This window comes from Paenibacillus sp. N22P23 (assembly GCF_059383735.1).
In genome coordinates, this window is record NZ_JBXENT010000010.1 from 41070 (window position 1) to 67697 (window position 26628).

The following is a 26628-nucleotide window of genomic DNA, read 5'->3' on the forward strand; positions in this document are numbered from 1 at the left end:
TTTCATACTGGTATATTAATTAATTGATATACCACTATTGACTCGCTTCTTTTTCTTTCTGTTGGCCTCGTACGTATATCCCGCTGCTGCTGCTGGGAGATCAACCAACAACAGCAGATAAAATGTATTTTCATGATTAATTAGTTCAGCTAACCCGCTACCTAGTCGATCATATATACCTTCTCGATATTCAACAACTCGAAATGGGATTTCGATGCGGCTGTCAAAAGTAGAAATCGATACATTGTTCATCCATTTAAAGGTCAGCGACCTAGAATCGTAAACAACCGATGTCTGCTCCCCAAATTTCATTTCTGCTTGGAATCCGGATTTATATGCATCTATGACTTTGCCAACCGCTCGAACGACCATTTGCGATGGCATTTCGTATTCTTGACGAGTGAGGTGATAGCACTGTTTGGATAGCCTCACCTTGCTTTTATGTGTCCCCGTGCGGTATGCGATCTCGCTAATATGATTGCAAACCTGGCTGAAGCGGGCCATGACATCACGGAGAACTTCGTGCTGTACATTATCAGTAAGAAGCTCGATCTTCAGCGTATGAATCACTAACGCCTCTCCTTTCTTCTTTATCGCAAATCGTAATAAGTTTTCTCGCCTTTATGAATCGCAAAAAACCCACGTTTCAATTCGATCGTCTCATCCAACAGGTCTTTGTCTGTACAATACCAGACACAATTTGAAGGGATCCCTTCTTGTTCAGCAATTTTGCTGGCAAGTTGTGCTTTTTCATCTGTGGAGACCAGGATGACTAGTGTTGCCGCCTTATCTTCATAAGCAAGGAATTCTTTGAAGAACCTGGCTTGGAATCGGACCGTTTTTACCCATTTCTCATCCTCGCGATGACATAGTAGGTAGAACGGCATTTCCCTTCCTTTTGGATTTCGCAACACATAACGAGCAGTTGGAACCACGTGTTCCTCTTTCCATTTTAGGGAGGGATGAAACTCGAAATGAATAAGATCGAACGAGCTTCGAAGCTGAATATAGAGCTCGTTTGTAATTATGTAGCGCATACGGTAAACCATCGTCGTTGTCTTGTTAACTCGTGGATCCCGCTGCCCCACCATAATGCCGTATTTGTATTTCAAAATATCAGCACCGCTGTCACCAAGTTCGTAAATACTTGGACGGTTTTTCTCAGGTAACGAATAGCTTGACCATTGAGTTCGCCTTAAGAGTCCGTATTTAATGAGTCGGTTTAATCTATCTCGGACGGATTTATCGCGATCGACGTCTGGAAAAAACAAACGTTCAATTTGTTTCAGGACTAGCCATCGATGAACAAATATGAATCGAACGAGCTCAATATCTCGATCGGTAATCCAATTTGATTCAAACTTGTCCTTAATATAGTGATAATCATGTTTCGGCAACTTACTTTGATTAATAATGAACGCATATGGATCATCCCAAGCCGGTTGCTCTGGAACTGCATTTCTCTTTTGCGGCATAAGTAAAGGAGACACGTTGTTTTCCATCGGTTATTCCCTTCTGCTAGATCTCGTGTGGGAAATCCACGATATCCGAAGCGATCCGGCGTCTATCTGAGCTAACATTTTTGATACGCACCGAACATTTTTTTCCTACAAGAATTCCATCCCTTGGCATTTTGTGCGGTTTTGGGAACCATGCTAATGCCTCAATTCCTGGTGCAAGCTTAATGAATACACCAACTTTCTGAACGACACTTATAATAGTGCCGGTGTAGAAGTTATCCACTCCGAATTTCTCGTGTGCCCGCTTCCAAGGATCCTCAAGCAGTTCTTTCCGGGAAACCCGTACTTGCCGCTTCGACCGGTCAATATGCGTAATCTTTACAGTCAACTCAGTGCCAAGAGCGATAAGGCCTTTACCTGAGATCGTCCAGTCGTGTTCGTAATCCTGAATAGGCAATACGCACTCTACGCCTTTTACGAAAAGGTAAAGTCGTTCATCTTCAAAGCCGCAGACCTTCCCGGTCACAACGTGGTTTAGGTCGGCTGTCTCCCAGAACTCTTCTTCCAGTTCTTCGATGGCCTGTACGCGTGATAACAATACAATTCCTTTTTCCTCATCAAATACTTTTACCTTTGAAGCATCCTTTCCAAGCTTCGCAACATCTAGGACCATAAAATCAATCTTATGATCCAAGAACCCGACTAAAGAGCTGAACTTTTTACGATCAAATTGATCCTCGTAAATTAATCCTTTCAGACCGTTGTTCAGTTCCACTAATGCGCACTGCATCTTCTGGCCAAATGGTGCGTGATTTTCAACCGCGGTTACAATGCCTTGATGAATTGTCTTTCTGCGTGCGGATACAATATACTCCTGAAACGGATTTACTTTGAGTGCATCGTTCATCATTATGATATTCCTCCCCGTTTTACGAAAAGATGATATAGATCTGTATTCACTTTACTTACTCCGATGAGTACCAAAGTTCCGAGTTTGAGATCAGTTACCTGAAGCTTTCGCTTCTTGAAGTTCGCAGATACGATTGGTTCCTCTAGGCTGCTTTGCCAAGGGATCATGTAAATCCCATTTTTGCTTGGTGTGATACCTTCAATCTCAACCTCGACTTTAATGTCAGGTCCATTCTCAACCACAGTGCTGGTTTCAAACTCCGTAAGCAGCAATTGCTTGACAGTGTTATTGAGTTTCGACCATTCCTCTAACACTTTAGGTTTTACACGACTCATATGATCAATAATCGTATATAGAGGAACCTCTTTATATATGAACAAGCAATTATGATAAAACTTATCGACGACAGCGGCGCTGCAGCTTGGATGCGTTAATACAAAATCGAGTTCTTCAATAATATGTGAATTTTCATGTCGCATATCATACTCCCTTCACGAAAAGCTGTCAGTAGTATATTGAATAATTAACTAATATATATATCAGTATATTACTATACTAATATACGAATGAGAAGGATTATTTTAACCTCGTTAAGTGCGCTCCTGCAGCAGCATTTTTACTACTTCTTTTCCTTTCCGTTCTCATTTCTACTTTGTTTAAAGGCTCTATCTGTTTTATTTGTAAAATAGGGTTACCCAATCGATCACTTGAATAATAAACTTCATACTCGTTTTCCAAGCAATATATTATGGTATCCTCATCGTAAATTGTCCCGGCCTTTACTTGATCCATCACATGACTCAATATTTCTTTTGAATATGGTGTATTGCCAGTGACTTCTACCTCCGGATGATTATATACCTCAGACAATCCCTTCGATACGTATTTTGAAGGTTCACCCGACGAGCTTAAAAAAGTTATGATCCGGGTTTGGTCATCAGATACATATGTGATATGAGCTAATCCATCCTCTTTCTTAGTAAGTCTCAACAATTTACCGTTATAGATCCAATCATTATTGATGTTGATTTCCAAAGAAAAGAACTGATCAAGAAAGTCGAGAATCATTTGTTCGCCCTCTTCGATCGAAGCATCCGCTATGATGTCTGGGTATCCATAGTGAGGCAACCCATTTGTACGAATGTATAACAGATTGCCTTCAAGATCAGTTACTGTCACCGGCAGCAATGATGGATCAAAGAAATGCCTCATAATGATTCTCTCCTTTCGATTTCTATAAGTTGATTATAAGTGCATGGTTTCAAAACACCAAATTTTTCACTGAAAAAAAATTGGATATATTTGACCCTTTCCTTCAATGCGATTTTGCGTTAAAAAAGAGATGGTGCAATGATCGCAATGATCACACCATCTCTTGGCTATTATTCTCTTGATCATCCTATTTCCAACTCAATGCGTTCAATAATTGGTTCATTGTCTCTGCAAACTTTCAAAAGCCGCTCTTGTTCCATTACTGCCAGGTCAATTGCATTTTCCCGTGCTTCTTCCAATGTGTCACCGACTGTGCCTAGTCTTAATTCGGGGATATACACGGAATAATTGCTGTCGTTTTGATTCCCTTCAAACAATAGGGTAATCGGTAATTTTGTTTTTCCAACTGTGCTAACCATTTTAAATCGTTCCTCCCGCATGGTGTCTGATAGTTTTAATACTTTATTACTATTTATTTTGTTAGATGAGAAACCAGAACCATGTAATATTTCTGTAATTAATTCGTATGTACTATTTTTAGTACAGTCGAATTGTACTATGACCTTTATCATCGGTCAACATGTTTCTTCCAATTTAGGTGTCATTAGACAAAAGTTGTCACCATTCGATTTCATTCGACAGTATACGACACCATACGCTAGAAAATGATTCTTTTTCCCTATTTTAACTTGAAATATATGAGAGTCATGTTATATTTTATGAGAGGTTGAACGCAGATTGTGCAAACTATGCGAAAGTGTAGGACGCAAAACCACGGGTCTAAAGTGTTCAAACCATGATAGCCGGGTTGCCAACTCTCGCCAATACCTATAATTAGAGGGGAAGTTTTAATATGGGTCCAAATTCCATCGGAACCCACCTTGAATCACTTCGTCAAGCATGTGGATTTAGTCTAAGGAAAGCAGCTCAATATAGTGGATTAAGTCACGGATATATTCGTGATGTCGAGTTGGGCAGTAATCGTAGAAATGGTCCTCAAATCATTCCTCGCCCTCAAACCTTAAGGAAATTTTCTGAAGCTTATAATACAGACTTTGATGAACTGATGATAATCGCTGGTCATATTGATCAGGGTTCTGTATCTACCGAAGAATATAGAACGGTTGAAGTCAATTTGAATGATGTCTTGTTTGTCATGGTAGATGAAAATCATCGTGTCCAAATTCATTTAGAGGATCAAATACTTTACGAGTGCATGCAACTCCACGATTATATGCTACTTGAAGCAAGACTTGAGGATATTGGTTTCGTTCGTTCCAAAATTGGTACTTATTTTAACTTACAGAAAGTCAAATGCTATGATGAAAAACTCGGAAGGATCTATTTCTCCGATAAGAAAGACAATAACTACATTGAAATTACTCTGTTTCGCGCCCAAATTTTTAAAAATCATATTTTGAGAGCAATTGAATTGAATAATGAGCTATCACACGATCCGAAATTAAACGAGCAACCGCTGCCTTTTCGTTTAATACAGATTAGAATTTCTGATTTCTAAATTCACTCAATTTCAAGTCTGTACGATTTTACAAGTATCATGATTTGAACGATAAATATGATAGTTGTTATCGCGTAGAAAGACGTTTCATTAGGTAACAATCTTGATAGCCAGCCTGAGGAGGATAGCAAGATCAACATAGTGAAGGAAAGAAAGGTCATCTTATTTCCGTGAATTTTCATGATCCGCGGACTTGTTAAATAACTAAATTGAACTTTATATCTGACAATAACCATGACTAGTATGGTGACGATTAATGCTATCAAGAGACTTTCGTGGATACGATTAATAGGATTGGAGTAGTGATATACTATTCCCTGCAATAAATATCCTATCCCACATGCCGATGCAGTAATTTGCGCAGCCTGCCTCATATCTTTTCGTATGACGCAAATTATTATAAGAGGGATTAAGCAATTAACAATAGGGCCGATCACTTTATGAACATCTATAGTCTCTGCTGAAATCAAACTTAATATCGAACTTAGTATCCATAATTTCGAATCTTTAATATAAAGGCCGTATAAACTATAGCCGATGAGGATTAAGCCTCTCCAGGCAATGACATATAGGATAATTGTTAAGAAGTGCTGTCCCATATTCTTCCTTCTCCTCATCTTAAATATCACGTTTGATTCTCGAAAGCGTTTCTATGTCTTGATAACTTCTGAATCTCTGTTGTATCCCCCAACTATAATACCATCAATTTCCGCTCGATTTTGATGCCAATTTATTACAAATGGTATACCGATCGTGCAAACGGGGTATTATTGTTGTATATTAATTAAACTACTAATGTGTTACTATATTAATTAGTATATGTCTATTGAAAAGGAGTGCTTCGTCGTCATGTCGTTCGACTTTAAAATTGAAGGTTCTTTGCAACCTTATTTAGAAAAAATGATAAAAAACTTACCAAATGGACCGCGACTGGTTATGAATGCTCTAGTCAAGAGAGATTGGAACAAAGAAGATTTGTCACTAAAAGCTGGGGTTCGTCGAGGCGAGCTTAACTTTGCTCTTATACATCTTGAAGCTCTTGGCCTAGCTGTATACAACTCTGCCGGCAGACAAAAGTTATACGCCATGACTCCACTTGGACACAATGCTTATGAGATGTTCAAAGACACTTTTTTGGATGTAATTGAATCCGAATTTAAAGATTAGTCCTTCTATAAATTTCAAAAAGAAGACGACCCATATGGATCGTCTTCTTTTTATTTCGAACTATTTCTAGCAGCTTCAGCTCGTTGCGCTAATCTCTCTTCAAGTTCATTTAGTGCTCTGTTTGTAGAAGCTTTCTGTTGATGCTCCTCTCTCCCACCGTCTACTTCCTCGTCATCGCTATCCCATGCAGAATTACGTACAACGGTTGGTTGAAGATTACTGTTAGGTTTATCTGTCTCCTCTGCCGCTTGCTTTCCCTTTTGCTTTATTCGATCTAACTTCTCGGTTACTTTATTCTTCATCGATCCTGGCTGGATTACATGCTGTTCATTTTCTACAAGTTCTTCTGCAGGATCGAATTTATGGTCGTCCTCCTGTCTATCGTTCTGGTCAATGCTTATATTGTCGCTTTCACTTGAATCCATTTCGCTAAGTGGTTCAAATAATTTACGTGGTAAAGGATAAATGAGTCCGATGACGGGATCCATCCGAACATTATTATGTACCCCTCTAAATAGACATTCACCAGGAGCGCCTGTTTCTGGATTGTATCCCTTAAGACCAGTAATCTCACTTGGTAGGACTCGATAACGCTTCTCTTCTTTCAATTGCGTCTTAAATCCAGTTGTCGACATCTCATCAGTTCCACTACTCTGACCAATTTGATACACTTCACCAATCATGTCCGCATAATATTCTGCGTCCTCATTATCCAAGCCAGCTAGAATGAACTTCTGAACAGCATTTTGCTTGACCATTCCTGCAAGACGCTTACTCTCGTCTTCCAGTTGAACATTTCCTTGGTGAATAACATTGACATAAACTTCAAATTCTCGTGCCATTTCAAGAAACGTTGAAAATTCTTCGTCAGCGAACATTTCAATCTCATCCACCGTAATCTGATGTGGACGAACCTTTCCACTCAAGTCTCGTCTAAATGTACTAGCTCTCAGCAGATTTAGATAAAGACGTCCTACCGTATACGTCAAAGTTTGAAGTTTACCGTAAGCACCATTAACTAACACAACTTCTCCATTTCTTAGTGCATCATCGATGTTGAATGTAGATGTGCCGCAGAAAATCTTTTGGATATACTTACTACCAGTTAACTCGCTTAAGTAATCATACAAACCCGAATATGTTTGCATTGCATGCTCTTGAAGCTTCCCTCCACTTGCCATATTCCGTGTATATTCCAACAGCAAAGGTACTTCAGCTTCTCGGCCGATGAATTCCGACATAATGTCTGCGCGATAATCATCATTAATCGGTTGAATAAGACGATTAAGATCATTATAGGTACACTCATTTCCCTTAGCGATCTTCAACGCTTTAATACCCACTCTAAGCAGCTGAGTTGAGCGACTTTTAAAATACTGTTCTGCATCCGGGCCTAAGTATCCGTGAAATGCAGAGACGTTCGCTTCTATCATCGGTTCTATGTCTTCACCTTCAGGTACAAAGAAAGGATTCAGGCAATCCGTGAAGGGATATTCCGGATCTAGCCTCCGGTACGGCCGGCCTGTACGCTCCATAAAATTAGCCATACGATTAATAAATGAGCCCTTTGGTTCTAGTATCGTCGTGCCCATAAAATCATTTAATACATCCTGTGTAACAAGTGTTGTAGCGAGTAATGTTTTACCAGCTCCAGTACCACCAATGGTTTGTTGATGCTGCGCCCTATCCCCTCTATTCAACGTAATTAATTCGCTCTGTCTGTACTTTGTTGGAACCGTATGAAATAGTTCTAACTTGCATTCCTCAGAGTAGTAACGTAAATGGCTGAGAGATCCCTTCTTGTTTAGGTCAACTTTTTCTAGAGATGCAAAATCCTCGCTCGATACACCCGTTCGTCTACTAATTCCTAACTTACCTGAAGTATTGATATTCAGAGTAGACTCTTCGGCAGCCCTTGTAAGCCTATTGAATACTGTAGATCTAATATTAATTTGCAATGTGTAGTATAACGTGAGCGCTATTGTACCAAAAAACATAATTGATGATATTGCAAGCCCCTTCCACCCAGGCACGTATCTCATCAAGATCTGACCCGCTGCAAGAACACTTAATGCATTCAGGAACGTTTGAACAACAGGCTTCGCATAGGTGTTTTTGAATACCAATGGACTCGAGTAGATTAGATGCCCAAGGAAACAAGATAGCAGCAATGGTAATACACGATAAAACACTGGATGCCCTACTCCATAAAATAAATCCTGATATCTCCCTACTAACCATAAAAAACACAGAATCAAGACCGTTAATATGCTTAATGCCTGCATATTCCAAATTGCATTCATATTTGCCGGGTCCATTGCATACCTTCTGATTTGTATATAGATATTCTTGAACATGAAAGCAATCATATGCGCAATTGCAGATACGATCCCTCCGATTACCATCCCTACGTACTTCAGATGACCACCTCCGATTATAGTAGTATATTAATTAACTAATATATTATATTACACACTGACTTTTGTCATGTTCGATATTATTGCAAACGCTCTAAGCTAGTTACTCACTCTCGATAGCTTTCGATACACACACAACATGTTGTCTACTGAATGTATAGTGTTGTCTACTTGTTTAACCCTTGTAGTTTACCGAATGTATTGTGTTCTAAACAAGTTAATGACAAAAAGTACACACCATGTATAATGTCTTTCACATATACACAACTAGTTGTTAACTTTAAATTAATAGTTCTTCACCTATATTAGACCCATCGTCTACTGTTTGTATTCAATATTCTACATATAACTCCCGTATTGTTAACTACAATTCCTTGTCATTTTCATAGTATTCCCCTTGTAGTCCACCGTTTGTTGTCAGTAACCAACATATCGTCAGGTTGATACAACCAGACAAACAACATGTTGAATACATGTAATGACTTATTTCTGGATTTTGTGTATGATTGCAGTACAAGTGCTCAACATAAATTGCTTTTGACTACAATTTCAACACAACATATATAGGAGAGTGGGTCAATTGGAGCTGGAGAAGGTATGGAAGATATCGGAGTTTTCAAAATTGGTTGAGGGTGTACATCACAATACCATTAACCAATGGTTCAACACCCTCGAAGAGAAGAGAATCCACTATGTGAACCGTGTAGCCGGCGAGAAGGTTTATGACCAAACCGATCTAGAGATTGCTAAATACATTAGTGAGGGACGAGCAAAAAAATATAATTTGCAGTTAATTTATGAACAACTACCAGATGTTTTCGAATTACGTCCTTTTCCTATTGATTGGGGAGTAGGGAGTGCGGAGTTGCTTGACCTTGAGGCAATCCGACGACAAATGGATGCTCGATTTAAAGAGGAACTTGAACAGATGCGGTTAACACTTCGAGATGAATTAGTCGCAGAAACAGCACTCTTACTTGAAGAGCAGCGCAAGTTACTCCCGCCAGAGAAAACACCAGAAGATATCCGAGCTGAGAAGCTGAACGATGCTTTATCGCGTAGCAGAATACAGTTTAAGTTAGAAGATAAAGCAATTGAAGAGTGGTCCAAATTACCTGACAATGAGCGTTTAAAGAAAGTCGGGATCTTCAAAAAAGAAGAGGACTTATTGAAGCGATCCGAGTTCATCCGGAATTACGTCCAGGCGCATATGGAAGCAGCACTAGAAAAAGAATATAGTTAGAACAAAAGGCGCACATGTTGCGTCTTTTTTTATTAATGTCAACTAATCGATCACTACAGTTGCCCAACATATGCACTACAATAGAATAAATGTATACGAATTCACACATATATGATTATGATTTAATTATGATTTAATTAAAATTGAATTATAATCATATATAAATGGAACTACAATAAAATCATTATAAGATTTCAATCATATTCATATTTGATCCACTTGAAACCAGATGATTTATTGCATTGTAGTATAATCATATGTTGATTGAATATTAATTCAATTGTAATCTAATTAATATATAAGTGGAGATAGAGGAAGAAGGGGAATAAAAGAACCGTCCGGGTGTAATACCCCCGAACGGTTAGGAACGTACATAATATCAGTTCTTATCTTGTCTATCCAATTGTTCGAAAAGCTTTCGGTAACGATCAGCATGCTCAGCAGCTTCAGCAGATCGTTCCGCTTGCATTCTCTTTTCAACTTCTAAGACAGCTCTATCCATATCCAACAAAGCCCTTGCGATTAGTTTTTCAACTTCATCTGCGTGCTTCTGTTCAACGGATTGCAGTATGCTTAAGTGTTCATTTTTAATTTGCTCAATTTCTTTATTTAGCTTCTGGTTTACTTCGTTAACGTTCTCTAATTCGAGACGAAGGGTCTTAGATTCTTCTTGAGCATAACGGCCGGCATCTGCAGCTGCTTTCTGATCCGATAAGAGGGAGGAGAGCTCGCGAATTTGATTCTTATGACCTTCGGCTAACTCTTCATCCTTCTTTCTTAATGAATCAAGTTGAAGCTTAGAGTCGCTTAATGACTCAAACGATTTTTGCAATTCCGTCAAAGCGTCATCTCGAGTTTTTATCGTAGCCTTCAATTGTTGAATTTCGAGTAAGGCGGCGGAAAATTCATTAACTGATTTATCTTGTTGCAGTTGATGTGTTTGAGCCATATCCATTCTAATTGATGTTTCAGTCTGTAACACAGCCAAAAATAACTCATTTATGCTCCTTGTGTGTCTTCCGAGATCATCAATTAGATTGCTGTAACCAGCAGCGTTTCCTTGTTTTTGCTCCTGAAGATCGAATAGACTAAGCAGGTGACGAAAATAATCTCCTTTCTCGTCAAACCCCGATGCTTTAAATTGCGATTCAGCAATTTCTTTCGTTTTCTCAGATACTTTATATTGTGCTAATTCTGTTTTCTTCTCGTCTTTTTTATCATCCACCAAAATAATGCACTCCCATCTTGAAATAATTCCGGCACTACATACTACTATAATTATAACAAATTATCGCATCTAGTATACTGGGTATACTGGTATACCTTATTATTCTTAGCTATTTACAATATACTAAAAAAACCCCCACTTACTTTCGCGGTAAGTGGGGGTTTTTTTAGTTAGCGTAAGAGCTGGTAACATCGTCACCAATTTCTTTCCGAGGTCTCTTTGTAGCATTTTCGCTTGATGCTATTGGTGCTGCTTGTCTCGTTGAATCATCTCTTTGATGAATTTCTGTTGGCTCAACTGATATTACAGAAGTCGTATCAGATAAAGGATCCGGAACAACTGTACTATCACTCTCGCTATTAGCAGGTGAAAGAGGGGGAGGGCTCGATACAACAGTCTGGGCATCTAAGATGACCTGAGTTTGAGGCTGAGACTGATTACTGATAGGTGTTGGTTCAGAATACTGAGCACCGACCGTTGCCTTCAGATTCTCAACTGATCGATATTGCGGAATGACTAATTGCAGGTTTCTTAAACCATTTTCAGCAATTTCCTTCTGTATAAGGTATCGCATCGAATCGCTGTAAACCGTCTGCATATTTAACCATTCACATACAATCTGCTCTTCATCATCTCTAAGTTTCATAACCATAGGTTTACCTGGAACAGCCTGTGTAGGCTTCATGAAATCACCCCCTAAAGCATGAATAGTCGTATTTCATGTTTATTTTTCTTTAGTTGCCGCTACTTCTTTATTTGATTTCGAAGTGGCCACAGTACCAAGAGCGGACGTCTTCAATGACTTATAAATTTTACTGCGAACGAAGAAATCAAGACCTTCTGCATTTAACGTTACAGCGTATTTACTCGGTACATAAAAGAGCTCAACACGCGACTTTTCACAGAGCTCAATAAGTCTAGGCTCAAGGATTTCTCTCATGAGGATGCTGCCACCGCCGTAAACAGCTATAATATCAATCTCGTTAGCACCAATCTTTAGAATTTGGTCTGAAATATGCTTTAAGATTTGTGTTGCTTGGTTCTCACAATGTGGACGGAATGCGGTTAGAGCCTCATTCAGGAACTTATGTTTTCTTCCAGCGAATTGGCTCCGTAGGATATCGCTATATTGTTGGCGGGACAGTGAATTAAAGACGCCAGGTGTAGCTTCAAGTAGATCATTTACCGAATCAGTTATGGCGTGTCCAACACCATGATTTACACCACTACAGAAGTCCTTATCTACAGCATCACCTTTGGTGAATGGACTATCTGCAGTGCCATCACCTAGATCAAGATGGAGAATGTTCTTCCCATCAAGGTAGCTTCCATCAGTGTCAGCAGGTAAGTCATATGTAGCCGCAAACTCCGTAAACAAACCGGATTGGGCTTCAGATGCAGCTGGTACTTCATAACCGCCGGTTCTCCAATCTCCAACTTTGTTCATTTGAAGAGCAAAGACCGGTGGTGATCCTTCTTGAAGAATGTGAACATATTCAAAGATGATCTTAACATCCACCTTCTTGGTTAATCCAAGATGAACAGAAACCGTATGCGATCCGTCCATAAACTTCTTTTTCATGGTATCGATATTCGACGGAGTATGCTGTTTAACTGGAAGTGCAGCAGCCACATCAACGGTTAATTCGATATCGGAAGTTTCTTTGCCCGACTCAAATGCACGTTTTACTGCATTTGCAGCTAGAATCGCCAGACCATTGACGTATGGGACCTCTTGATCTGACTTAGGGTTGTTTCCTTTTACGTGAAGGGTAGTTACCGCATCCCCGTATGTCTTCATCGCATGCCGGCCAACCACGTACATTCCAGTGCGAAGGGCAGGGGAGATGATAGATACAACAATATTCTCGAAAATATCCGCTAGATTCTTCTTAACATCTAAGTCATCGTCAGCCCATGGATTTCTACCAGCAACCGCAAATACGTTAGGTTGAGTAATCAATACACCATCTACATATGCATCAAGTTCGGAATTACCAAAGTCAAATGCTGCGTTCGAATGAAGTTTCATACTTTTTCCTCCCAAGGATAATATATCATTCTACTTCGATTGTATTTCTTTTTTATATCACAGTCAAATCAGATTTAGATATATTGATAATCGTATTTTAATTCGATTTATACTGAATTATAATCCACCTTCTGTTTCTTCATCCCTCAGTTCCTCATTTGACTACGGTCATAATTCCAAAATTCCATACTGCTGCACTCTGTATTCATGATCTTCTTACTAGTTATATGAATGATCTTACATACATTTGAGACTCGGAAAGTTGCCACGGGGAGGAGCCTTATTTTATGGTCTATCACAATTCATTATGATAATCAGAGCACGATTAACATTAGATTGAATATCTGTTTCATCGTTGTCTCTTTATTAGTTTCTTTATTGGTTTCACTGTTGTCTCCACAATTGATGCTATATCAAGCTTTACAATGTTACCCTGTTTTTGTTAGATTATCGTTGAAAGTCATATGTTTAAAGGAATTCGCAACCACACGAATTCACGACTAATACTGAAAAATGGTGATTCGGAATCTTGCTTCCGTCGCCAGGAATGTTGTGAGAGGAGCGTTGAAAGTTGATGGGAGAAAGAGAGAGTGGAGATTTCAAATTGAACTCGGTTCATGGGGAGGTGAAAAAGCGAAAGGTACGTACGCCAAATGAAGCATCGTTCGGATCTTGTATTGAACGCTTGAGTGAACATGACTGGAACATATTGAAAGATATTTATCAGTGTAGATGTATGCCTATCTCCAAAGCACGTGATCTTTACTTTTTTCAGGATCCACGTGTAAAATTCCCCGGCTATGACAATGCAACAGAAGAAGAACGAAAAGGCATGGATGCCAAAAATATGGAAAAAGCTACTTTAAAGGCACGACGTAGATTTCAGCATTTCTTCCTCAATGGGGTATTAGAGAAATCAAATCCAAATCCAGAGGAACTAAGCAAAGCTCCGGAATTAAGAAAGCGAGTCAAGGGAGAAACGTGGTATTACCTGACCAGAAATGGATTGCGTGCAGTTGAGCACAAGATCAGGCCGGAAAATGTTGATGATGATGCCTTCAAACTATCTAAACTTGAGATTGATATGCAAAGGGCAAGAAAGGACCATATGTGGGGCCTAGCACAAGTTTATCTCGACTTGAAGTACAATTTTCTTCTCGAATACCTCAAAGAAGAGAAGCAATTCGAAGGATGGGATTGGTACCCTTCAACATCACTAATTTCAAATAAAGATTACAATATTGACGTCCGACCCGATGCTATTTTCCGTCTCGGTGATCAGCGTTACTTTATTGAGTATGATCGATCGACAGAGCCTGTCCGAAGGTCGCCATTCTCTAAATCGACGGACCAGCAGGTATCAATAGAGAATAAGCTCCAACGGTACAAAGCACTCATGCATCACAAAAATTCTCCGGAGGAACAGAGATATGGGATAATCGCTTTTATCGTACCGGATGCAATTTATGATACGAGATTAATAAATATCCGAGCAGCTGCGGAGGTTGTTTTCAAGGGATTCGATACTCAAGTGCTTGTCGGCCGAAACATCCAAGATATACTGACTGAGCGATTCAAGCCGGCAGGGAGGAAGGAAGGTTAACCAGATGAAATACGAGGACATGACTCCAGAGATGAAGCGGGCATATGGATTCGTTAAGGTATCTAAAATTCAACAGCGTTTAATTACAAGTGGAAAAGGGCGGACTTACCAGCAACGTACCAATCAGAATCAGCAAAAGCGTAATAACTTGAGATTAATCGTAAGCAACTAGCTCTTCATTTTGCTGATAGTAGTATATTAATTAGTATAGTGATATGTTATATTATTGATAATCTAACATACGACTCGCCATGGGAGGAGGTGAGCGATTGAGTAAAAACAAGAAGGTCGTCATCGCGAGCGTCGGTATCATTTTTGCGCTTATTGTTGCGGTTCTTTTGATTCGTGATCCCGCTTCAAAAGTTGCACCAGAACCGCAAAAGGTGGAGACACCAGCTCCCACGTCAAAACCAGCTCCAGCTGATAAGCCAAAGGAAATGGATGACTCTCATAAGAAAGTTGCAGGAATCATGGACGATGCTTCAGCAGCTGTGGCCGAAAAGGCACCAGGTATCTGGAATCGTATTGTGGAGTACTGGAATTGGATCTTGGGCTTCGATGCAAAGCATGCGATCATTTTCATTTCAGTCGTATTGATCGTAGTGGGAATACTCGTCAATGGAAACAAAAGCAGTTCTAAGAAAAAACAGCAATAGGCAGGTGATTATGGATTGGCGCTTTTCAAAAAAAAGAATAGTGGTAAAGGCGAGGCTGAAGAGGAGCTGAAAGAAGCGGTAGATAAGAAACCGCTTAAAGATAAGTCCATAAAGCCAAGAGCACCAAAGTCAATGGCCGGCAAAAAAGTACTTCGTACATTTTTCTGGATATTCATGAGTCTCATCATCCTCAGAGGTGCAATTGCATTTGCTCAGGGAAATCGGACTATTAACCAGACGATCGTACAAGGAAATACAACGCCGATTGTTTCCGATTCAGCCAAAGGGTTCGCTGTTGACTTTGCAACGGAATACTTTACATGGGATGCGAAATTTGTGAACGACCGTTCTGAGCGTCTCTCCAAATTCGTTAAGGGCATTGACCCTGATATGGGGTTAAAGAATTTCGATGTTAAAGGTTCCAGTAAAGTTACATCAGCTGAGATCTACGCTACGAACCAAATCGACTCTTCTCATGTAGATGTAACGATTGCGATTTGGCGTGAGGTACAGCAATTACCCGATCAGGTGCTCGATGCACAGGGTAAGGCTGAAATTCCACCAATAGTGAACAAGAAAGCGTATATGATCGTACCGGTTACTCTAGCTGTTGACGGACCTCTGATTGAGACATATCCACGTTTTATCTCAGAGCAGCAGAGAGGGGATACAGTCGATAAATCGGATTCCGTAAAAGTAGTGGGAGACGAGGACTTACTAAAAAAGGGAACCGATCTTGCCGATAGCTATCTGCGATCATGGTATGAGGGTAATGTAGGGCAGTTGCGCTACTTCTATTCAGAAAGCGTAAAGGCACCTGAGAGTACTCTGAAATCCGAGTTTACATACCAAAAGCTGGACAGTATGCAGATGATCGAAATTCAAGGTGGAATAGGGGAACCTACGAAATATCGCATTGTCGCGAACATCCTCGTGAATAGTGATATTGGCGAAGTATTCACCAACTCATGGACACTCGAAGTCGAGCAACAAGATGGTAGGCTCTACGTACTGTCTAATGGCATTAATCCAGTGAATGCAGACAATGATACTGTGTCAAATCAAAATGAACCCGCTTCACAAGAGATTGATCCAGCCGGCACGGAGACTCAACCGGCAACAACCACAGACCAACAGTAGTATATTATATTACTAAATAATTAATTAACTAATATGATACAAACATCCGAAGGGAGATTTCCTCAATGAAAAAAAACGTATCCAAGAATCTCGCAGTACGAGTTGTTCTGCTTACTATCGCAATGTTCTCGACAATTGCACAAGCTGTATTCGCCGCTGATCCTCCAGGTAAAAAACTAGGGGATTCACTAACCAGCAATGTCAACGGTCTAATCCCTGGTGTAATTGCCGCAATCGGAATATACTTCCTGATCACACGCGATTGGTTCAAAATGGCAAGTGTGTTCGCACTCACTATCGTTGTAGCCATTTTCATGAACTGGACTTGGGTTAAGGACATTGCTAAGAGGCTTTACGATGCGTTTGTCGCTTAAAGCTTATGAGTGAAAAGAATGATTCGCCCCGCGTAACCGTATCGAACTACACAAGAATTTGGAATTTGGAATTTGTTATTTACGCATTAGAAGGCAAGAAGTTGCCGATGCCCGCAAACCTCAGGATCATCGCCATTTTCTTCGTGGTTGAAATCATCTTTTGGATTCTTGGAAAAACCGTTCTCTTCTTCGTTCCCGGCTCGTACACACACCTCTTTTTTCCGGTAGGATGTACGTGGTTGATAGCTAAACAAAAACTGGACGGGAAGGCTCCACACAAATGGCTGCTCAGTATGATTTTCTACTGGATGCGACCAAAGCGGTTTCACCGGTATCGTAAATTTGAGCACTTGAAGCATTACACGTATGGTAGCAAAGTTGTATATCGCACCGAGAGGGAGCGTGCTTAGCGCGCTCCTCTTTTTACAAGGAGGTCTTATGATTGGCACTAGCTGCAAAAAAGAAAGTAAATAAAGTGAAAGTTGAATTTCCTGTATCGTACTACGAGGGAAATCTAATTTTTAATCACGATAAATCGGTTTGGGCAATCTACGAAATCGATTCTTTTGTTTATGATTACCTTAGTGATCAGCAAAAGATTGACAAGTTGGTGTCGCAAACGTCATTTCTCTCCCTATTAACGGACAAGTTTCATATCTTATGGCTTCCGCGCACGCATAACATCACCGAACATCATGAGCGATTGAAAGAGCGTCTCCAAGGTCCCATGAGGAACTGGGGGGCTAAATTCATTAATTCAATGGATAGCTATCTGAATGAGCGATACAATGCCGTTTCCGGAACAAATAATGCAGATTATCGCGCATTCATAGCAGTCTACCTGCCTAAGAACGAAGCGAAAGACTTGGTTGAACAAATCGGAACTGTCGCTCTTGAATTGAAGAAACTAATCCTCCATCCAAAGCGAGCCATAGAGAACTTTTCTGGGATGAATGAACCCGAGATATTTGAACACGAATGGCAGGCATATAGCATCAAGGAGCGTCAAATCTATGATCGCCTCACTAGAAAATTGAAGGTGGAGCGGGTTACGCATGAAAAGATTGAATGGCTGCTGAAGCGCAATTTCTGGTGGGGAATCGCTGAGCCTTCACTTCGCTCATCCGATATCGATGGATGGAGCCCTAAGAAGACAAAGGGCACTCGGGGAGGACTTAAAACATTTCTCTATGATCCTCGACAGTTGCTCACTCTCACTGAAGGGGATATCGATACAAGTAGCGCTCGCCGTGTAACAGTTACGCAGCCGCACGATGGGGAGGAGAAGACCATCCATCATGCATATTTAGCGCTATCTGATCTTCCTGACAATATGGAACACCCGGGTAGTGAATGGTTATATAGTGCTGCGACAATGCCGTTCCCCGTCCAAATGAGCATTAAGGTGGAAGTCCTCGAAGCTCGAGATGCTATCAAAAAGCTAAGCCGCAAGAAGATGGATATCGATAACCAGGTTAAAAACATTCAAGAAGCGAATGCGCAGGTGCCCCTAGATCTGCAGGAGAAGCAGGAGAAAGCACTTTATCTCGAAGATGAATACAAGAAGCGGAAGAACCCGACATTTGTTACGCATGTATCCTTTGGTCTCTATCATACCGACCTTAACTTGCTTAAGAGTAATGTGAGGATATTTCAGGATCATTTTAAGGATCTCGGCAATATTCAAATCGAGTTGCCTGCAGGAGATCAATGGCTCCTATTCAATGACTTTATCCCGGGCTCGCCCCGCTACGTCTCGGATTACATTCAGCGGATCCCACCTGAGACACTCGCTGCCGGGATGATTGGAGCGACACAAGACTTAGGTGATGGTAAGGGCCTTTATATTGGCACCACCGGAATGCTCCAAAACCCGGTCTATGTCGATCTTCGCCATGCCAGTCAAATAAACCGTTCCCCATCTTTTAGTATTACCGGTACACTAGGTGGCGGTAAATCAGTTCTGATGAATCTGCTTGGTTATCACAATGCAATAAACGGCGGGAAAACGCTTATGTTCGATCCGAAGGGTGAGCGCTCCCACTGGCCGAGCCATTTACCAGAGCTTGATGGGCAAATCAATGTAGCAACTCTCTCGTCTGCACCAGAGGATGTAGGTAAACTTGATCCGTTCGTCATGTTGAAAAACATCGAGGATGCCAAAGAATCCGCAATGGACATTCTTGCATACCTCAGTTCCGTAAAAACCGATACGATTGGCTACAGCTATATCTCGCAATCGGTTATGCGTGTTGCTACAGAACCGAAACCATATCTTACGAAATGCATTGATATCCTTCGTGAAATGGGGGAGACACGCCAGGAAGCTGCTGTCATCGCAGAAGTACTGAACAGCTTTGCAGATCTCTCGTTCGCCAAGCTGCTATTTGGGAATGGTGAGCAAAAGTCCATCAACATGGATTATGCACTCAACATCCTGCAAGTTCAGAACTTAAAGATGCCTCCGGTAGACAAGTCGCCGGCAAACTACTCGTTAATTGAGAAAATGTCCATTGCAACGATGTACTCCATCGGTGCATTCATGGACTCCTTTATTTACTTTGACCGTGGGATCTTTACTCTCGCCAATATGGACGAAGCTTGGGCAATCCTTGCGACGCAGATTGGTAAGGAGATGGCCAACCGTGTTATCCGGACGGGACGCTCCCTGAATGGTGGTCTTGGTATTGCGACTCAGAATCCAACTGATATGGCAGGAGAACTTGCCGGGAACATAGGCATGAAGTTCGCATTTCGTGATCAGGATACCGAGAAAATCAAGAACACGCTCGCTTATTTCGGTATGGAACGTACGCAAGAGAATATTGACTTAATTAAGAATCTCGAAAATGGTCAGTGTCTCATGCAAGATATATACGGCCGTGTTGGAGTTCTTACCGTAGATGTCGTGTTCCAGCATCTATTCGAATGCTTCGACACACGTCCACCTGAGACTTCAACTGATGAAGAGGTCATGCCAGAAGAGACTGCATTCTCAGTGCTTGAACGATTTGCACAGCATCAGGCTCAAGTCGCTGCTGGAAGGGAGGACTTGGATGATTACGAGGATGATGATGAAGATTCGGAAGATTAAACGACCTTCTAAACGGTCGCTCCTCGTCTTAAGCGTAGCCATGACGCTTCTACTTGCTTTTGTTGTCTCGGCAAGCGCCGTTTACGCTGATTCAATGGATGAGATGATCCCGAGTGACAATACATCCAACACCCTGTACAACAAGTATCCCGCTTCCCATTATTCGTTTCAGACTGTCACGCCCGATCGGCAATTCTGGCAGGTAGGAGCAAAAGTAAACGATACGACAAGCCGCGCTTATGATACCGTTCTGTCCGGCATTTTTTTAATAGGTGTCCAGATAACCCGCTTCTTTAACTTTATGGCAAGAGAAGCGTTCACGTTCTCCTATATGAATAGCCTCATCGATGGGGCGACAGATATCATTCAAAGTATATCCGGCATTAATAATGGAACGGTAGGTAGCGGGCTGTGGGGCGGTATGTTTGGTGTATTTGCCTCAATAACGACATTAGCCGTACTTTGGCAGATGGTTCGTCTACGGTTCTTGGACTCTTTCCAAACCATAATCTCATTTGTCATCGCTCTAGTCGTTGCATTGGCCTTCTTCACGCAAGCAGGCACCTTCTTGAAATTCCTCAACACCACTGGGAATGAAATTGCTTCGACCATGTATGCGGGGTTAGCAAAGCCCGGAGGACTGAGCACTTCGACGACCACAGGAGTTCAGGCCATTAGCGAACAGGTGTGGATGGAGCTCGTCATGAAGCCGTATGGCATGCTGCAATACGACGACGCTTCCGCTTATGAGAAGCACCCTGCGGTAGTCTCGAAAGTACTGAACACGAAACCTTTCTCAGAAGCGAGAGAGGATGCATTGAAGGATGCACAAGATTACTACCCTGTAGTGGGAGATATTCGGTCCGCTGAACAAATGATTGTGCTCCTCTGTAATGCGATATTCGGAATCGTAATCATAGGATTATTGAGTTTCTGGTCCTTGGCGACGATATATGTTCGATTAAAGTTTCTGATTCATGCCATGGTTATGGCCGTAACACTGCTTGCTTCATTATTACCTGGGCGAGAAGCGGGTTTATCTGTCGTGAGGACGCAATTCCTTAAACTGATTGGTCTGATCTTAATGACCGTGTTCACGATGTTCTTCTTAGATCTATCGCTCGTCGTTGGGCATATGACTTATAACCTTGTTGCCGTTAAAGCAAAAGCAGGCTGGTTCACCGGCATGCTGCTCGAGGCAATTATGATCTTCGTCATTTTCAAATACAAGGACGAACTCGGATCTATCTTTTCGAAAGCTGCTGGTCACATTCCGATGCCGGCCAAAGCGAAGAACACGATGCTCGACGCGGCACAGCGCAATATGACCCGCTCCCTTTACAACAAAGGGACCTCTGCAATCAGTGGGGTATTCAACAAGCGTGAAACTGACGGAGTGCCGAGTACATTTAATCCGAGTGCCATTTCCAAGGCAGGCGATAACCTCAACGATGCAACGACTGCTAGTATGCAGCTCCGTTACCAGCGCGAAAAAGATGCATCCGAGCAGCTTTCTGAAGAAACTGGACAACCGGTGCAGTACACGCCATATGTGGCTAAGGTCAATGAAAACCTTCGTAACGGGACCAAAAATCCGTTCCGCGGCATGGATAAGGAGTGGAATGAAGAGAAGGGGCGTCTTTCTGACATTAAGAAGGATGGAGGAGACGTTCGTCAGGCAATCCTGTCTCAAGGCGTTAACGATGATATGAACGACCAGCAGGTTGCTGCGACGATGTACTCGAACGAGAATTCCATCCGTAATGCATCTACATTCATGGTTAACCGACCGAAGGATGCCGTTAAGCAACTACAGCGCGCCGGCACGCTCAATAAAAACAGGAAAGTGGAGACAAGCGTTAACGATTTCGTCATGGTCGAAATGTTCCAGCGGTATAAAGTGGAGTATAAAACCGCGATCGACACGGCAGCCGCTACGGGAGAACCAGTCCAGCATACCGAATTCGTAAAGCGTATGGATGAGCGCTTCCAATCTGCTGGACTAACGAATACCAATAAGGTTAATGAAGTCATGACTTCGCGTAAAGGCCGGATCTCCTATGCATCGAAGTTTGAATCGATGCCTGAGTTTGGTCAAAAGAAAGACGACCTACTTCGCGCAAACGATGCCTTTAGACGAGTGTCGGTGCAAGATGGGGGAGTACCAATTCCAGTCAAATCGGTTGATTCACCTGTTCCGATGAACGCAGTAACCATGTTGAGTAAAACCGATGGTATTCAGGTACGACCTCCAAAACCAGCACCGGTGCCGAAGGTTCAAATGTCGGAGGAAGTGAACACGAACAACTATGTTCCACAATCTGCGTCATTTGTTATGAAAGCTATGCCTTCCGCTGTGGCAACATCTAGCATGGTTTTGACACCTGATTTGAAAGCTGTAGTTAAACCGCAGTCGGATATTAGCGTTGACTTAAGCAATGTGAAGGTGCCATCTAGTATCAAACAAAAAATGGATGAGTCTAATAAGAAGATCAAGTACAACATCGCTCGGCAAGAGTTTGCTGATCGTATTGTAGTCAACCAAACTTCTGGAGCGACCATCCGAACTGTTGATACTGTCAATTTACTATCGGAAGCCAAGGTTAATCCATCTGTCCATGTAGATATGGGTAGAGTCAACATGCCTGATGCGATGAAAAAGGCTATGAGTCAGGCGAAAGAAAAACTTGCCGCTGGCACGAAAATGGACATTGGCGACCGTCTTGAGATTAATGCAGAAACCAAGGTTCAGGTTTTCACTACACTGAAGGAGCGTGTATCCCAGGAAGTTTCTAACGATCTCTCCAATCTGGATCAAGAACTGAAGGTCATGCAGAAGGCAAATGGTAAGAAGCGTAAGGAAGCTGCAGTCAATGCAAGCACGAACGCCGTGGTGAAAAATAACGCACGCACGGCACAACAAGCGAAAAACAAGAATCAGCGCCGCCCTGCGGTAGAGTAGGGGGCTGATCCATGTTCAAGCTAGACCTGTTAGATTTAAAGAATGCCAACGCCGCCATAAAAGATCGTCTTAAAAAAGAAGCGGTTAATCAGCTCAAAAAGCAGATTCGTTCCGCGTTTATGAACCACCTTGCAGGATTCTGGTGGCTTTACGCTATCTTACTTGCTATCTTCCTTTTCTTTTATTTCATTGCTGTCATTATCTCTTCCGGTCAATCAGTGTTTGCGAGCAAGTCGGTGTTTACCGAAAAGTTCCTGCCGCCGCAGATATACAAGCAAGATCTGGAAAGTCTCATCACGGATGGCTTTGGAGAGCGCGTTCATCCTGTAACCGGTGAAGATAGCTTTCATACGGGAATCGATATCGGTGTGCCAATCGGAACGCCGGTATCGGCTGCCCAGGATGGCGTAGTCAAAACGATTTATTATCCACAAAATTCGGACCCGGAACTTTCTCAGACCACAGGGATTAGCGTGTCGATCGAAAGCTCGGATGAAGAGATGCCCGGCTTGACGCGATATCTGCATCTGAGCAATGCGCTTGTCGGTGTGGGACAAACCGTAAAGAAGGGCCAGATTATCGGACTTTCGGGGAATACCGGGAGATCAACAGGTCCGCATTTACATTTCGAGGTGTTACCTGACGGCAAAGAGGCAACCGATCCGACTCCGTATGTACTCTTCATGAGCAAGATCACAGATGTTGCCACAGAAGCTGCTCTTGACGCATTCGACGATGTGAATTTTTCGGAAATGAACGGGTATGGCTTCAAAACCAATCCCATGCTGTATATCAGTAATGTTTACGTTGAGACTGCGGCACCGAAATTCAGCACGAATGGAACAATCTACATGCGAGATATGAACACCGGTACTGTGCTCGGGTCCGGAGCGGGTGGAGGCGGTGGGGAAGGAGGGTACGGCCCCACGATTACTGTACCTACAACTGTTGGCGTGCTGCATAATTCGTTTTTTATCCAATGGGCGCCGTATGCCATGGATACCGAGAAGCGAACGGGAATAAAGGCTAGCGTAACGCTTGCTCAAATGGCCCTAGAATCGGCATGGGGGAACGTCGACATCTGTAATAACGTGTTCGGAATCAAGGCGAATTCCTCGTGGAAGGGACCGGTCTGCTATGCTGGGACAAGCGAACAGGATGAGAACGGTACCTATCATATCAATGCCGGATTTCGCGCATATTCGAGTTTTCAAGAATCATTTGACGACCATGCACGTTTTCTAATCGAAAATAGGAGATATAAAGTCGCCCGCTCCAAGAAGAATCCCTACGAATGGGCAAACGAGCTCCAGCGCGCAACGTATGCGACCGACTATCAGTATGCAAATAAGCTCAAAGTGCTCATGATGAACGATAATTTAATGAGCCTAGACCAAGACCGCGGCATCGATCCGGATACCGGCGAACCGTGGAAAGACGTCCCTTATGATGGTTTTGTCCCTACACAGCCGACAACGCCGACACAGCCTACTGAAGATGAACAGGACAAACCGGATGCGCCGGCCAAGCCCAATACGTCAGAAGCGATTACGATTACATTTGGCATTGAGCAGCTATACGGCACTTATGGACGAAAGGTGAATCGAAAAACCGTAAAGAATGATGAAACAGGGGAAGACGAAGTAAAAACCACTTATTCCAATCTAATCGACCCGTACACAGGAAAACCGGTCATAAATTTGGAAAATTACAAAAACGTGGTACAATTTTACTCAGGTGATAAGGAGCCTCCTAGCGTCTATATCAAAGACTTGCCAGATGCAATATCGGTAACGCTAGAATCAAGTTCCTCTGATGATCTGCACGTATCTCACGTCGAATATGTAAAGGGGCAATACTAACGATGAGTACTCAAACAATAGTAGACCTATTCGTAGAATCGAGCTTGATGTTGAATTTTGAGATCACTTTTAAAGGTGTACAATCCTGGCTTGATATGGCAGGTACGCATATGGACGACGCAACACTGTTCCGTTTCCTTCTACTGCCGGAACAGTCTTCGGATGATCTTAAATCGGAAATGGCGCTAAACATCGTGTACCGTCACGAGGACGCTTTCTTCCATGCAAATGCATCAGTTTATCCTGATAAACAGGATGTCCCTCTGACGCTTAATATGTATGAGCCGATGCATCAACTTCTGCTTAAGATGATGCGGATCCGAACACTCCGCGGCGCAGATAATGCTATGATCGATCTCTTCATTGAAATCCAGAACGATAAGGCGAGCAGCGAGCCAAGGTACGTCGCGCTTCATGCAATATTCCAATTGAGTGCTTAACCCTATCCGGCTGCCGAACATGGTAGCCGGATTTCTTTATTTCGAGCTGCTTAATCGTTGGAATGATTGCCCACTCTAGTAATATCTAGTATACTGATGGTATTACGAGTAACCATTATTTTTTCTTCGCCAATCCTTTTTTTAGCGAAGACGGAGCTTTGTCATTACGACAATATTAGATAACGCCTTGGGATTAGAAAAGCTTAACCTTTCTTTGGTTATGCCTTTTTTGTATTCTCAGGGCTTTTTTGCGTTCTATTACGCATGCAAAGGAGGGAATAGACAGATGAACTATCGTCAGGACAATTGGCCTTACGAGATGGAGTGTATCCGCAAAGGTATTTCTGGAGTTGATGGTTTTGTTACGGATATCTCGAAGCACTATACGGAAGATCGTCTTGAGATGCGCGGCTTTGACCGAACGGACATAGCATGCGCCATTCTGACCGGTACCATTGTTGAAGGTTACTCTAGCGAGGCTAATCGAATGCGAAGTTCGCGTTCTTCTAGTATCGTTGCACCTTCTCGGTGTATTCTCGGAAGAAGTCTCAATGGTGAATGGTTCGTTGTCGTCATCGGGATTATCAGTACTCGAAACTTCTATGTCATCACTTGTACGCAGCCGGCTTCCCGACATGCGGAGATGATAGAAAACATGGGTAAAAATTAGGGAGTTTTTTAAAACGATGGTACAATGTTTTCATGAGGAGCGTGATATTCATGACGCATTGTGACCGGTGTAAAGGGGAGTATCAGCTTATGCTGACGATAGAAAAAGTAGAGTTTGATGGAGGCATTCTGAGTGTAATTGACGTACCTGCTCGCAAATGTGAGTGTGATACGGTAATTGCACTTGGTGATGGTGTCATCGTGGACGGCTATAAGGCGCTGCTGGAGAAGCATGGCATTATTGGAGCGGTCACCGTATCGCTCGATAAGCTAAAGGAACGGTTTAATCCGCTGGATTTTATTCAGCCGAATTTCCAATCCTAGTCGCTGTTGGAGGTAATACATATCGGAATAATGGAGAATGGATTGCAGCTTTTTAGCCGCATATTTATTCTCCTTTTTTATTTGGAGCGATGGGGAGGAGAACGCATTGTCGAACGTCATTAAACGCCCATATACGGGTGGACTGCTAACGATCTCTGGTGTGGGGATGATTGGCCAGGAGATGCAGCTGATCGAGAAGTACAAGCATGTACTTGATGAGTTGAGCATTCTTGGGAATATCGATGTCACCATGCAAGAGATTCAAGACAAATTCTGCGCCTAAGCAGATGTGGTTTTGTGGAGGTAATAGATACAT

General features: G+C 42.2%; 25 protein-coding genes and 1 riboswitch. Of the genes, 15 read left to right on the top strand and 10 right to left on the bottom strand.

Features of this window, described 5'->3' with window-relative positions; genetic code table 11:
* Nucleotides 1-15: 15 nt before the first annotated feature.
* From AC506A_RS26485 to AC506A_RS26510, 6 genes are all read right to left on the bottom strand, one after another.
* Entirely contained in the window at nucleotides 16-570 is a 555-nt protein-coding gene (locus tag AC506A_RS26485; protein ID WP_495464004.1) for a hypothetical protein, read from the bottom strand.
* Nucleotides 571-590: 20 nt separating this feature from the next.
* Nucleotides 591-1502, bottom strand: a complete 912-nt coding sequence (locus tag AC506A_RS26490; RefSeq protein ID WP_495464005.1) for a replication-relaxation family protein — start codon at nucleotides 1500-1502, stop codon at nucleotides 591-593.
* Nucleotides 1503-1518: 16 nt separating this feature from the next.
* The gene (locus AC506A_RS26495; RefSeq protein WP_495464006.1) at nucleotides 1519-2370 is read right to left on the bottom strand and encodes a S1 RNA-binding domain-containing protein; all 852 of its coding nucleotides are present in this window, start codon (nucleotides 2368-2370) and stop codon (nucleotides 1519-1521) included.
* Nucleotides 2370-2849, bottom strand: coding sequence for a hypothetical protein (locus tag AC506A_RS26500; protein ID WP_495464007.1), 480 nt, complete (start codon nucleotides 2847-2849; stop codon nucleotides 2370-2372). Before AC506A_RS26500 ends, AC506A_RS26495 begins: the two co-directional genes overlap by 1 nt.
* 97 nt (nucleotides 2850-2946) lie before the next feature.
* Nucleotides 2947-3582, bottom strand: a complete 636-nt coding sequence (locus AC506A_RS26505; RefSeq protein ID WP_495464008.1) for a hypothetical protein — start codon at nucleotides 3580-3582, stop codon at nucleotides 2947-2949.
* 182 nt (nucleotides 3583-3764) lie between these two features.
* Complete coding sequence (locus AC506A_RS26510) at nucleotides 3765-4001, bottom strand: type II toxin-antitoxin system HicB family antitoxin (RefSeq protein WP_495464009.1); 237 nt, start codon at nucleotides 3999-4001, stop codon at nucleotides 3765-3767.
* 312 nt (nucleotides 4002-4313) lie between these two features.
* Nucleotides 4314-4398: riboswitch (cyclic di-GMP riboswitch) on the top strand.
* A gap of 37 nt (nucleotides 4399-4435) precedes the next feature.
* Here AC506A_RS26510 and AC506A_RS26515 point away from each other — a divergent pair.
* Both AC506A_RS26515 and AC506A_RS26520 read left to right on the top strand, forming a co-directional pair.
* Nucleotides 4436-5101, top strand: a complete 666-nt coding sequence (locus AC506A_RS26515) for a helix-turn-helix domain-containing protein (protein WP_495464010.1) — start codon at nucleotides 4436-4438, stop codon at nucleotides 5099-5101.
* Nucleotides 5102-5950: 849 nt separating this feature from the next.
* Complete coding sequence (locus tag AC506A_RS26520) at nucleotides 5951-6268, top strand: hypothetical protein (RefSeq protein WP_495464011.1); 318 nt, start codon at nucleotides 5951-5953, stop codon at nucleotides 6266-6268.
* Between the two features lie 50 nt (nucleotides 6269-6318).
* Here the strand turns inward: AC506A_RS26520 and AC506A_RS26525 are convergent, their stop codons facing one another.
* Nucleotides 6319-8586, bottom strand: coding sequence for a type IV secretory system conjugative DNA transfer family protein (locus AC506A_RS26525; RefSeq protein WP_495464012.1), 2268 nt, complete (start codon nucleotides 8584-8586; stop codon nucleotides 6319-6321).
* A gap of 679 nt (nucleotides 8587-9265) precedes the next feature.
* On the opposite strand from AC506A_RS26525, the gene AC506A_RS26530 reads away from it, so the two are divergent.
* Nucleotides 9266-9928, top strand: coding sequence for a hypothetical protein (locus AC506A_RS26530; protein WP_495464013.1), 663 nt, complete (start codon nucleotides 9266-9268; stop codon nucleotides 9926-9928).
* A gap of 379 nt (nucleotides 9929-10307) precedes the next feature.
* Here the strand turns inward: AC506A_RS26530 and AC506A_RS26535 are convergent, their stop codons facing one another.
* The 3 genes from AC506A_RS26535 to AC506A_RS26545 form a co-directional block, all read right to left on the bottom strand.
* A complete protein-coding gene (locus tag AC506A_RS26535) occupies nucleotides 10308-11156 on the bottom strand; it encodes a hypothetical protein (RefSeq protein WP_495464014.1) in 849 nt (282 codons plus the stop codon).
* A 166-nt stretch (nucleotides 11157-11322) separates the two neighbouring features.
* Nucleotides 11323-11841 (bottom strand): hypothetical protein, encoded by a 519-nt coding sequence (locus AC506A_RS26540; protein ID WP_495464015.1) that lies wholly within the window; start codon nucleotides 11839-11841, stop codon nucleotides 11323-11325.
* A 39-nt stretch (nucleotides 11842-11880) separates the two neighbouring features.
* A complete protein-coding gene (locus tag AC506A_RS26545; RefSeq protein ID WP_495464016.1) occupies nucleotides 11881-13188 on the bottom strand; it encodes a ParM/StbA family protein in 1308 nt (435 codons plus the stop codon).
* Nucleotides 13189-13762: 574 nt separating this feature from the next.
* Here AC506A_RS26545 and AC506A_RS26550 point away from each other — a divergent pair.
* From AC506A_RS26550 to AC506A_RS26605, 12 genes are all read left to right on the top strand, one after another.
* Nucleotides 13763-14791 (top strand): replication-relaxation family protein, encoded by a 1029-nt coding sequence (locus AC506A_RS26550; protein ID WP_495464017.1) that lies wholly within the window; start codon nucleotides 13763-13765, stop codon nucleotides 14789-14791.
* Between the two features lie 269 nt (nucleotides 14792-15060).
* Nucleotides 15061-15447: a hypothetical protein gene (locus AC506A_RS26555; RefSeq protein WP_495464018.1), complete on the top strand. Its 387-nt coding sequence runs from the start codon at nucleotides 15061-15063 to the stop codon at nucleotides 15445-15447.
* A 15-nt stretch (nucleotides 15448-15462) separates the two neighbouring features.
* Nucleotides 15463-16587, top strand: a complete 1125-nt coding sequence (locus AC506A_RS26560) for a conjugal transfer protein (RefSeq protein ID WP_495464019.1) — start codon at nucleotides 15463-15465, stop codon at nucleotides 16585-16587.
* 65 nt (nucleotides 16588-16652) lie between these two features.
* A complete protein-coding gene (locus tag AC506A_RS26565) occupies nucleotides 16653-16961 on the top strand; it encodes a hypothetical protein (RefSeq protein WP_495464020.1) in 309 nt (102 codons plus the stop codon).
* 5 nt (nucleotides 16962-16966) lie between these two features.
* Entirely contained in the window at nucleotides 16967-17371 is a 405-nt protein-coding gene (locus AC506A_RS26570) for a TcpE family conjugal transfer membrane protein (protein WP_495464021.1), read from the top strand.
* A gap of 32 nt (nucleotides 17372-17403) precedes the next feature.
* A complete protein-coding gene (locus AC506A_RS26575; RefSeq protein ID WP_495464022.1) occupies nucleotides 17404-20055 on the top strand; it encodes an ATP-binding protein in 2652 nt (883 codons plus the stop codon).
* A complete protein-coding gene (locus tag AC506A_RS26580; protein ID WP_495464023.1) occupies nucleotides 20018-23017 on the top strand; it encodes a CD3337/EF1877 family mobilome membrane protein in 3000 nt (999 codons plus the stop codon). The genes AC506A_RS26575 and AC506A_RS26580 overlap by 38 nt, the downstream gene beginning before the upstream one ends.
* A gap of 11 nt (nucleotides 23018-23028) precedes the next feature.
* Complete coding sequence (locus tag AC506A_RS26585; protein ID WP_495464024.1) at nucleotides 23029-24879, top strand: glucosaminidase domain-containing protein; 1851 nt, start codon at nucleotides 23029-23031, stop codon at nucleotides 24877-24879.
* Between the two features lie 2 nt (nucleotides 24880-24881).
* Nucleotides 24882-25319: a hypothetical protein gene (locus AC506A_RS26590; protein WP_495464025.1), complete on the top strand. Its 438-nt coding sequence runs from the start codon at nucleotides 24882-24884 to the stop codon at nucleotides 25317-25319.
* Nucleotides 25320-25605: 286 nt separating this feature from the next.
* Nucleotides 25606-25989, top strand: coding sequence for a DUF4258 domain-containing protein (locus tag AC506A_RS26595; protein WP_495464026.1), 384 nt, complete (start codon nucleotides 25606-25608; stop codon nucleotides 25987-25989).
* 89 nt (nucleotides 25990-26078) lie between these two features.
* Nucleotides 26079-26312 carry a YgiT-type zinc finger protein gene (locus AC506A_RS26600; protein ID WP_495464027.1) on the top strand — a complete coding sequence of 78 codons (234 nt, stop codon included), beginning with the start codon at nucleotides 26079-26081 and terminating at the stop codon, nucleotides 26310-26312.
* A 106-nt stretch (nucleotides 26313-26418) separates the two neighbouring features.
* On the top strand, nucleotides 26419-26595 hold the full coding sequence (locus AC506A_RS26605) for a hypothetical protein (RefSeq protein WP_495464028.1): 177 nt from the start codon (nucleotides 26419-26421) through the stop codon (nucleotides 26593-26595).
* The last annotated feature ends 33 nt before the right edge of the window (nucleotides 26596-26628 follow it).

What these genes read in the sequence shown, in the direction of transcription:
- AC506A_RS26490 (WP_495464005.1), bottom strand. Translation starts at nt 1,502, where the DNA reads ATGGAAAACAACGTGTCTCCTTTACTTATGCCGCAAAAGAGAAATGCA.
- AC506A_RS26495 (WP_495464006.1), bottom strand. Translation starts at nt 2,370, where the DNA reads ATGATGAACGATGCACTCAAAGTAAATCCGTTTCAGGAGTATATTGTA.
- AC506A_RS26500 (WP_495464007.1), bottom strand. Translation starts at nt 2,849, where the DNA reads ATGCGACATGAAAATTCACATATTATTGAAGAACTCGATTTTGTATTA.
- AC506A_RS26505 (WP_495464008.1), bottom strand. Translation starts at nt 3,582, where the DNA reads ATGAGGCATTTCTTTGATCCATCATTGCTGCCGGTGACAGTAACTGAT.
- AC506A_RS26510 (WP_495464009.1), bottom strand. Translation starts at nt 4,001, where the DNA reads ATGGTTAGCACAGTTGGAAAAACAAAATTACCGATTACCCTATTGTTT.
- AC506A_RS26515 (WP_495464010.1), top strand. Translation starts at nt 4,436, where the DNA reads ATGGGTCCAAATTCCATCGGAACCCACCTTGAATCACTTCGTCAAGCA.
- AC506A_RS26520 (WP_495464011.1), top strand. Translation starts at nt 5,951, where the DNA reads ATGTCGTTCGACTTTAAAATTGAAGGTTCTTTGCAACCTTATTTAGAA.
- AC506A_RS26525 (WP_495464012.1), bottom strand. Translation starts at nt 8,586, where the DNA reads ATGGACCCGGCAAATATGAATGCAATTTGGAATATGCAGGCATTAAGC.
- AC506A_RS26540 (WP_495464015.1), bottom strand. Translation starts at nt 11,841, where the DNA reads ATGAAGCCTACACAGGCTGTTCCAGGTAAACCTATGGTTATGAAACTT.
- AC506A_RS26545 (WP_495464016.1), bottom strand. Translation starts at nt 13,188, where the DNA reads ATGAAACTTCATTCGAACGCAGCATTTGACTTTGGTAATTCCGAACTT.
- AC506A_RS26550 (WP_495464017.1), top strand. Translation starts at nt 13,763, where the DNA reads ATGGGAGAAAGAGAGAGTGGAGATTTCAAATTGAACTCGGTTCATGGG.
- AC506A_RS26565 (WP_495464020.1), top strand. Translation starts at nt 16,653, where the DNA reads ATGAAAAAAAACGTATCCAAGAATCTCGCAGTACGAGTTGTTCTGCTT.
- AC506A_RS26570 (WP_495464021.1), top strand. Translation starts at nt 16,967, where the DNA reads ATGAGTGAAAAGAATGATTCGCCCCGCGTAACCGTATCGAACTACACA.
- AC506A_RS26580 (WP_495464023.1), top strand. Translation starts at nt 20,018, where the DNA reads ATGATTACGAGGATGATGATGAAGATTCGGAAGATTAAACGACCTTCT.
- AC506A_RS26585 (WP_495464024.1), top strand. Translation starts at nt 23,029, where the DNA reads ATGTTCAAGCTAGACCTGTTAGATTTAAAGAATGCCAACGCCGCCATA.
- AC506A_RS26590 (WP_495464025.1), top strand. Translation starts at nt 24,882, where the DNA reads ATGAGTACTCAAACAATAGTAGACCTATTCGTAGAATCGAGCTTGATG.
- AC506A_RS26595 (WP_495464026.1), top strand. Translation starts at nt 25,606, where the DNA reads ATGAACTATCGTCAGGACAATTGGCCTTACGAGATGGAGTGTATCCGC.
- AC506A_RS26600 (WP_495464027.1), top strand. Translation starts at nt 26,079, where the DNA reads ATGCTGACGATAGAAAAAGTAGAGTTTGATGGAGGCATTCTGAGTGTA.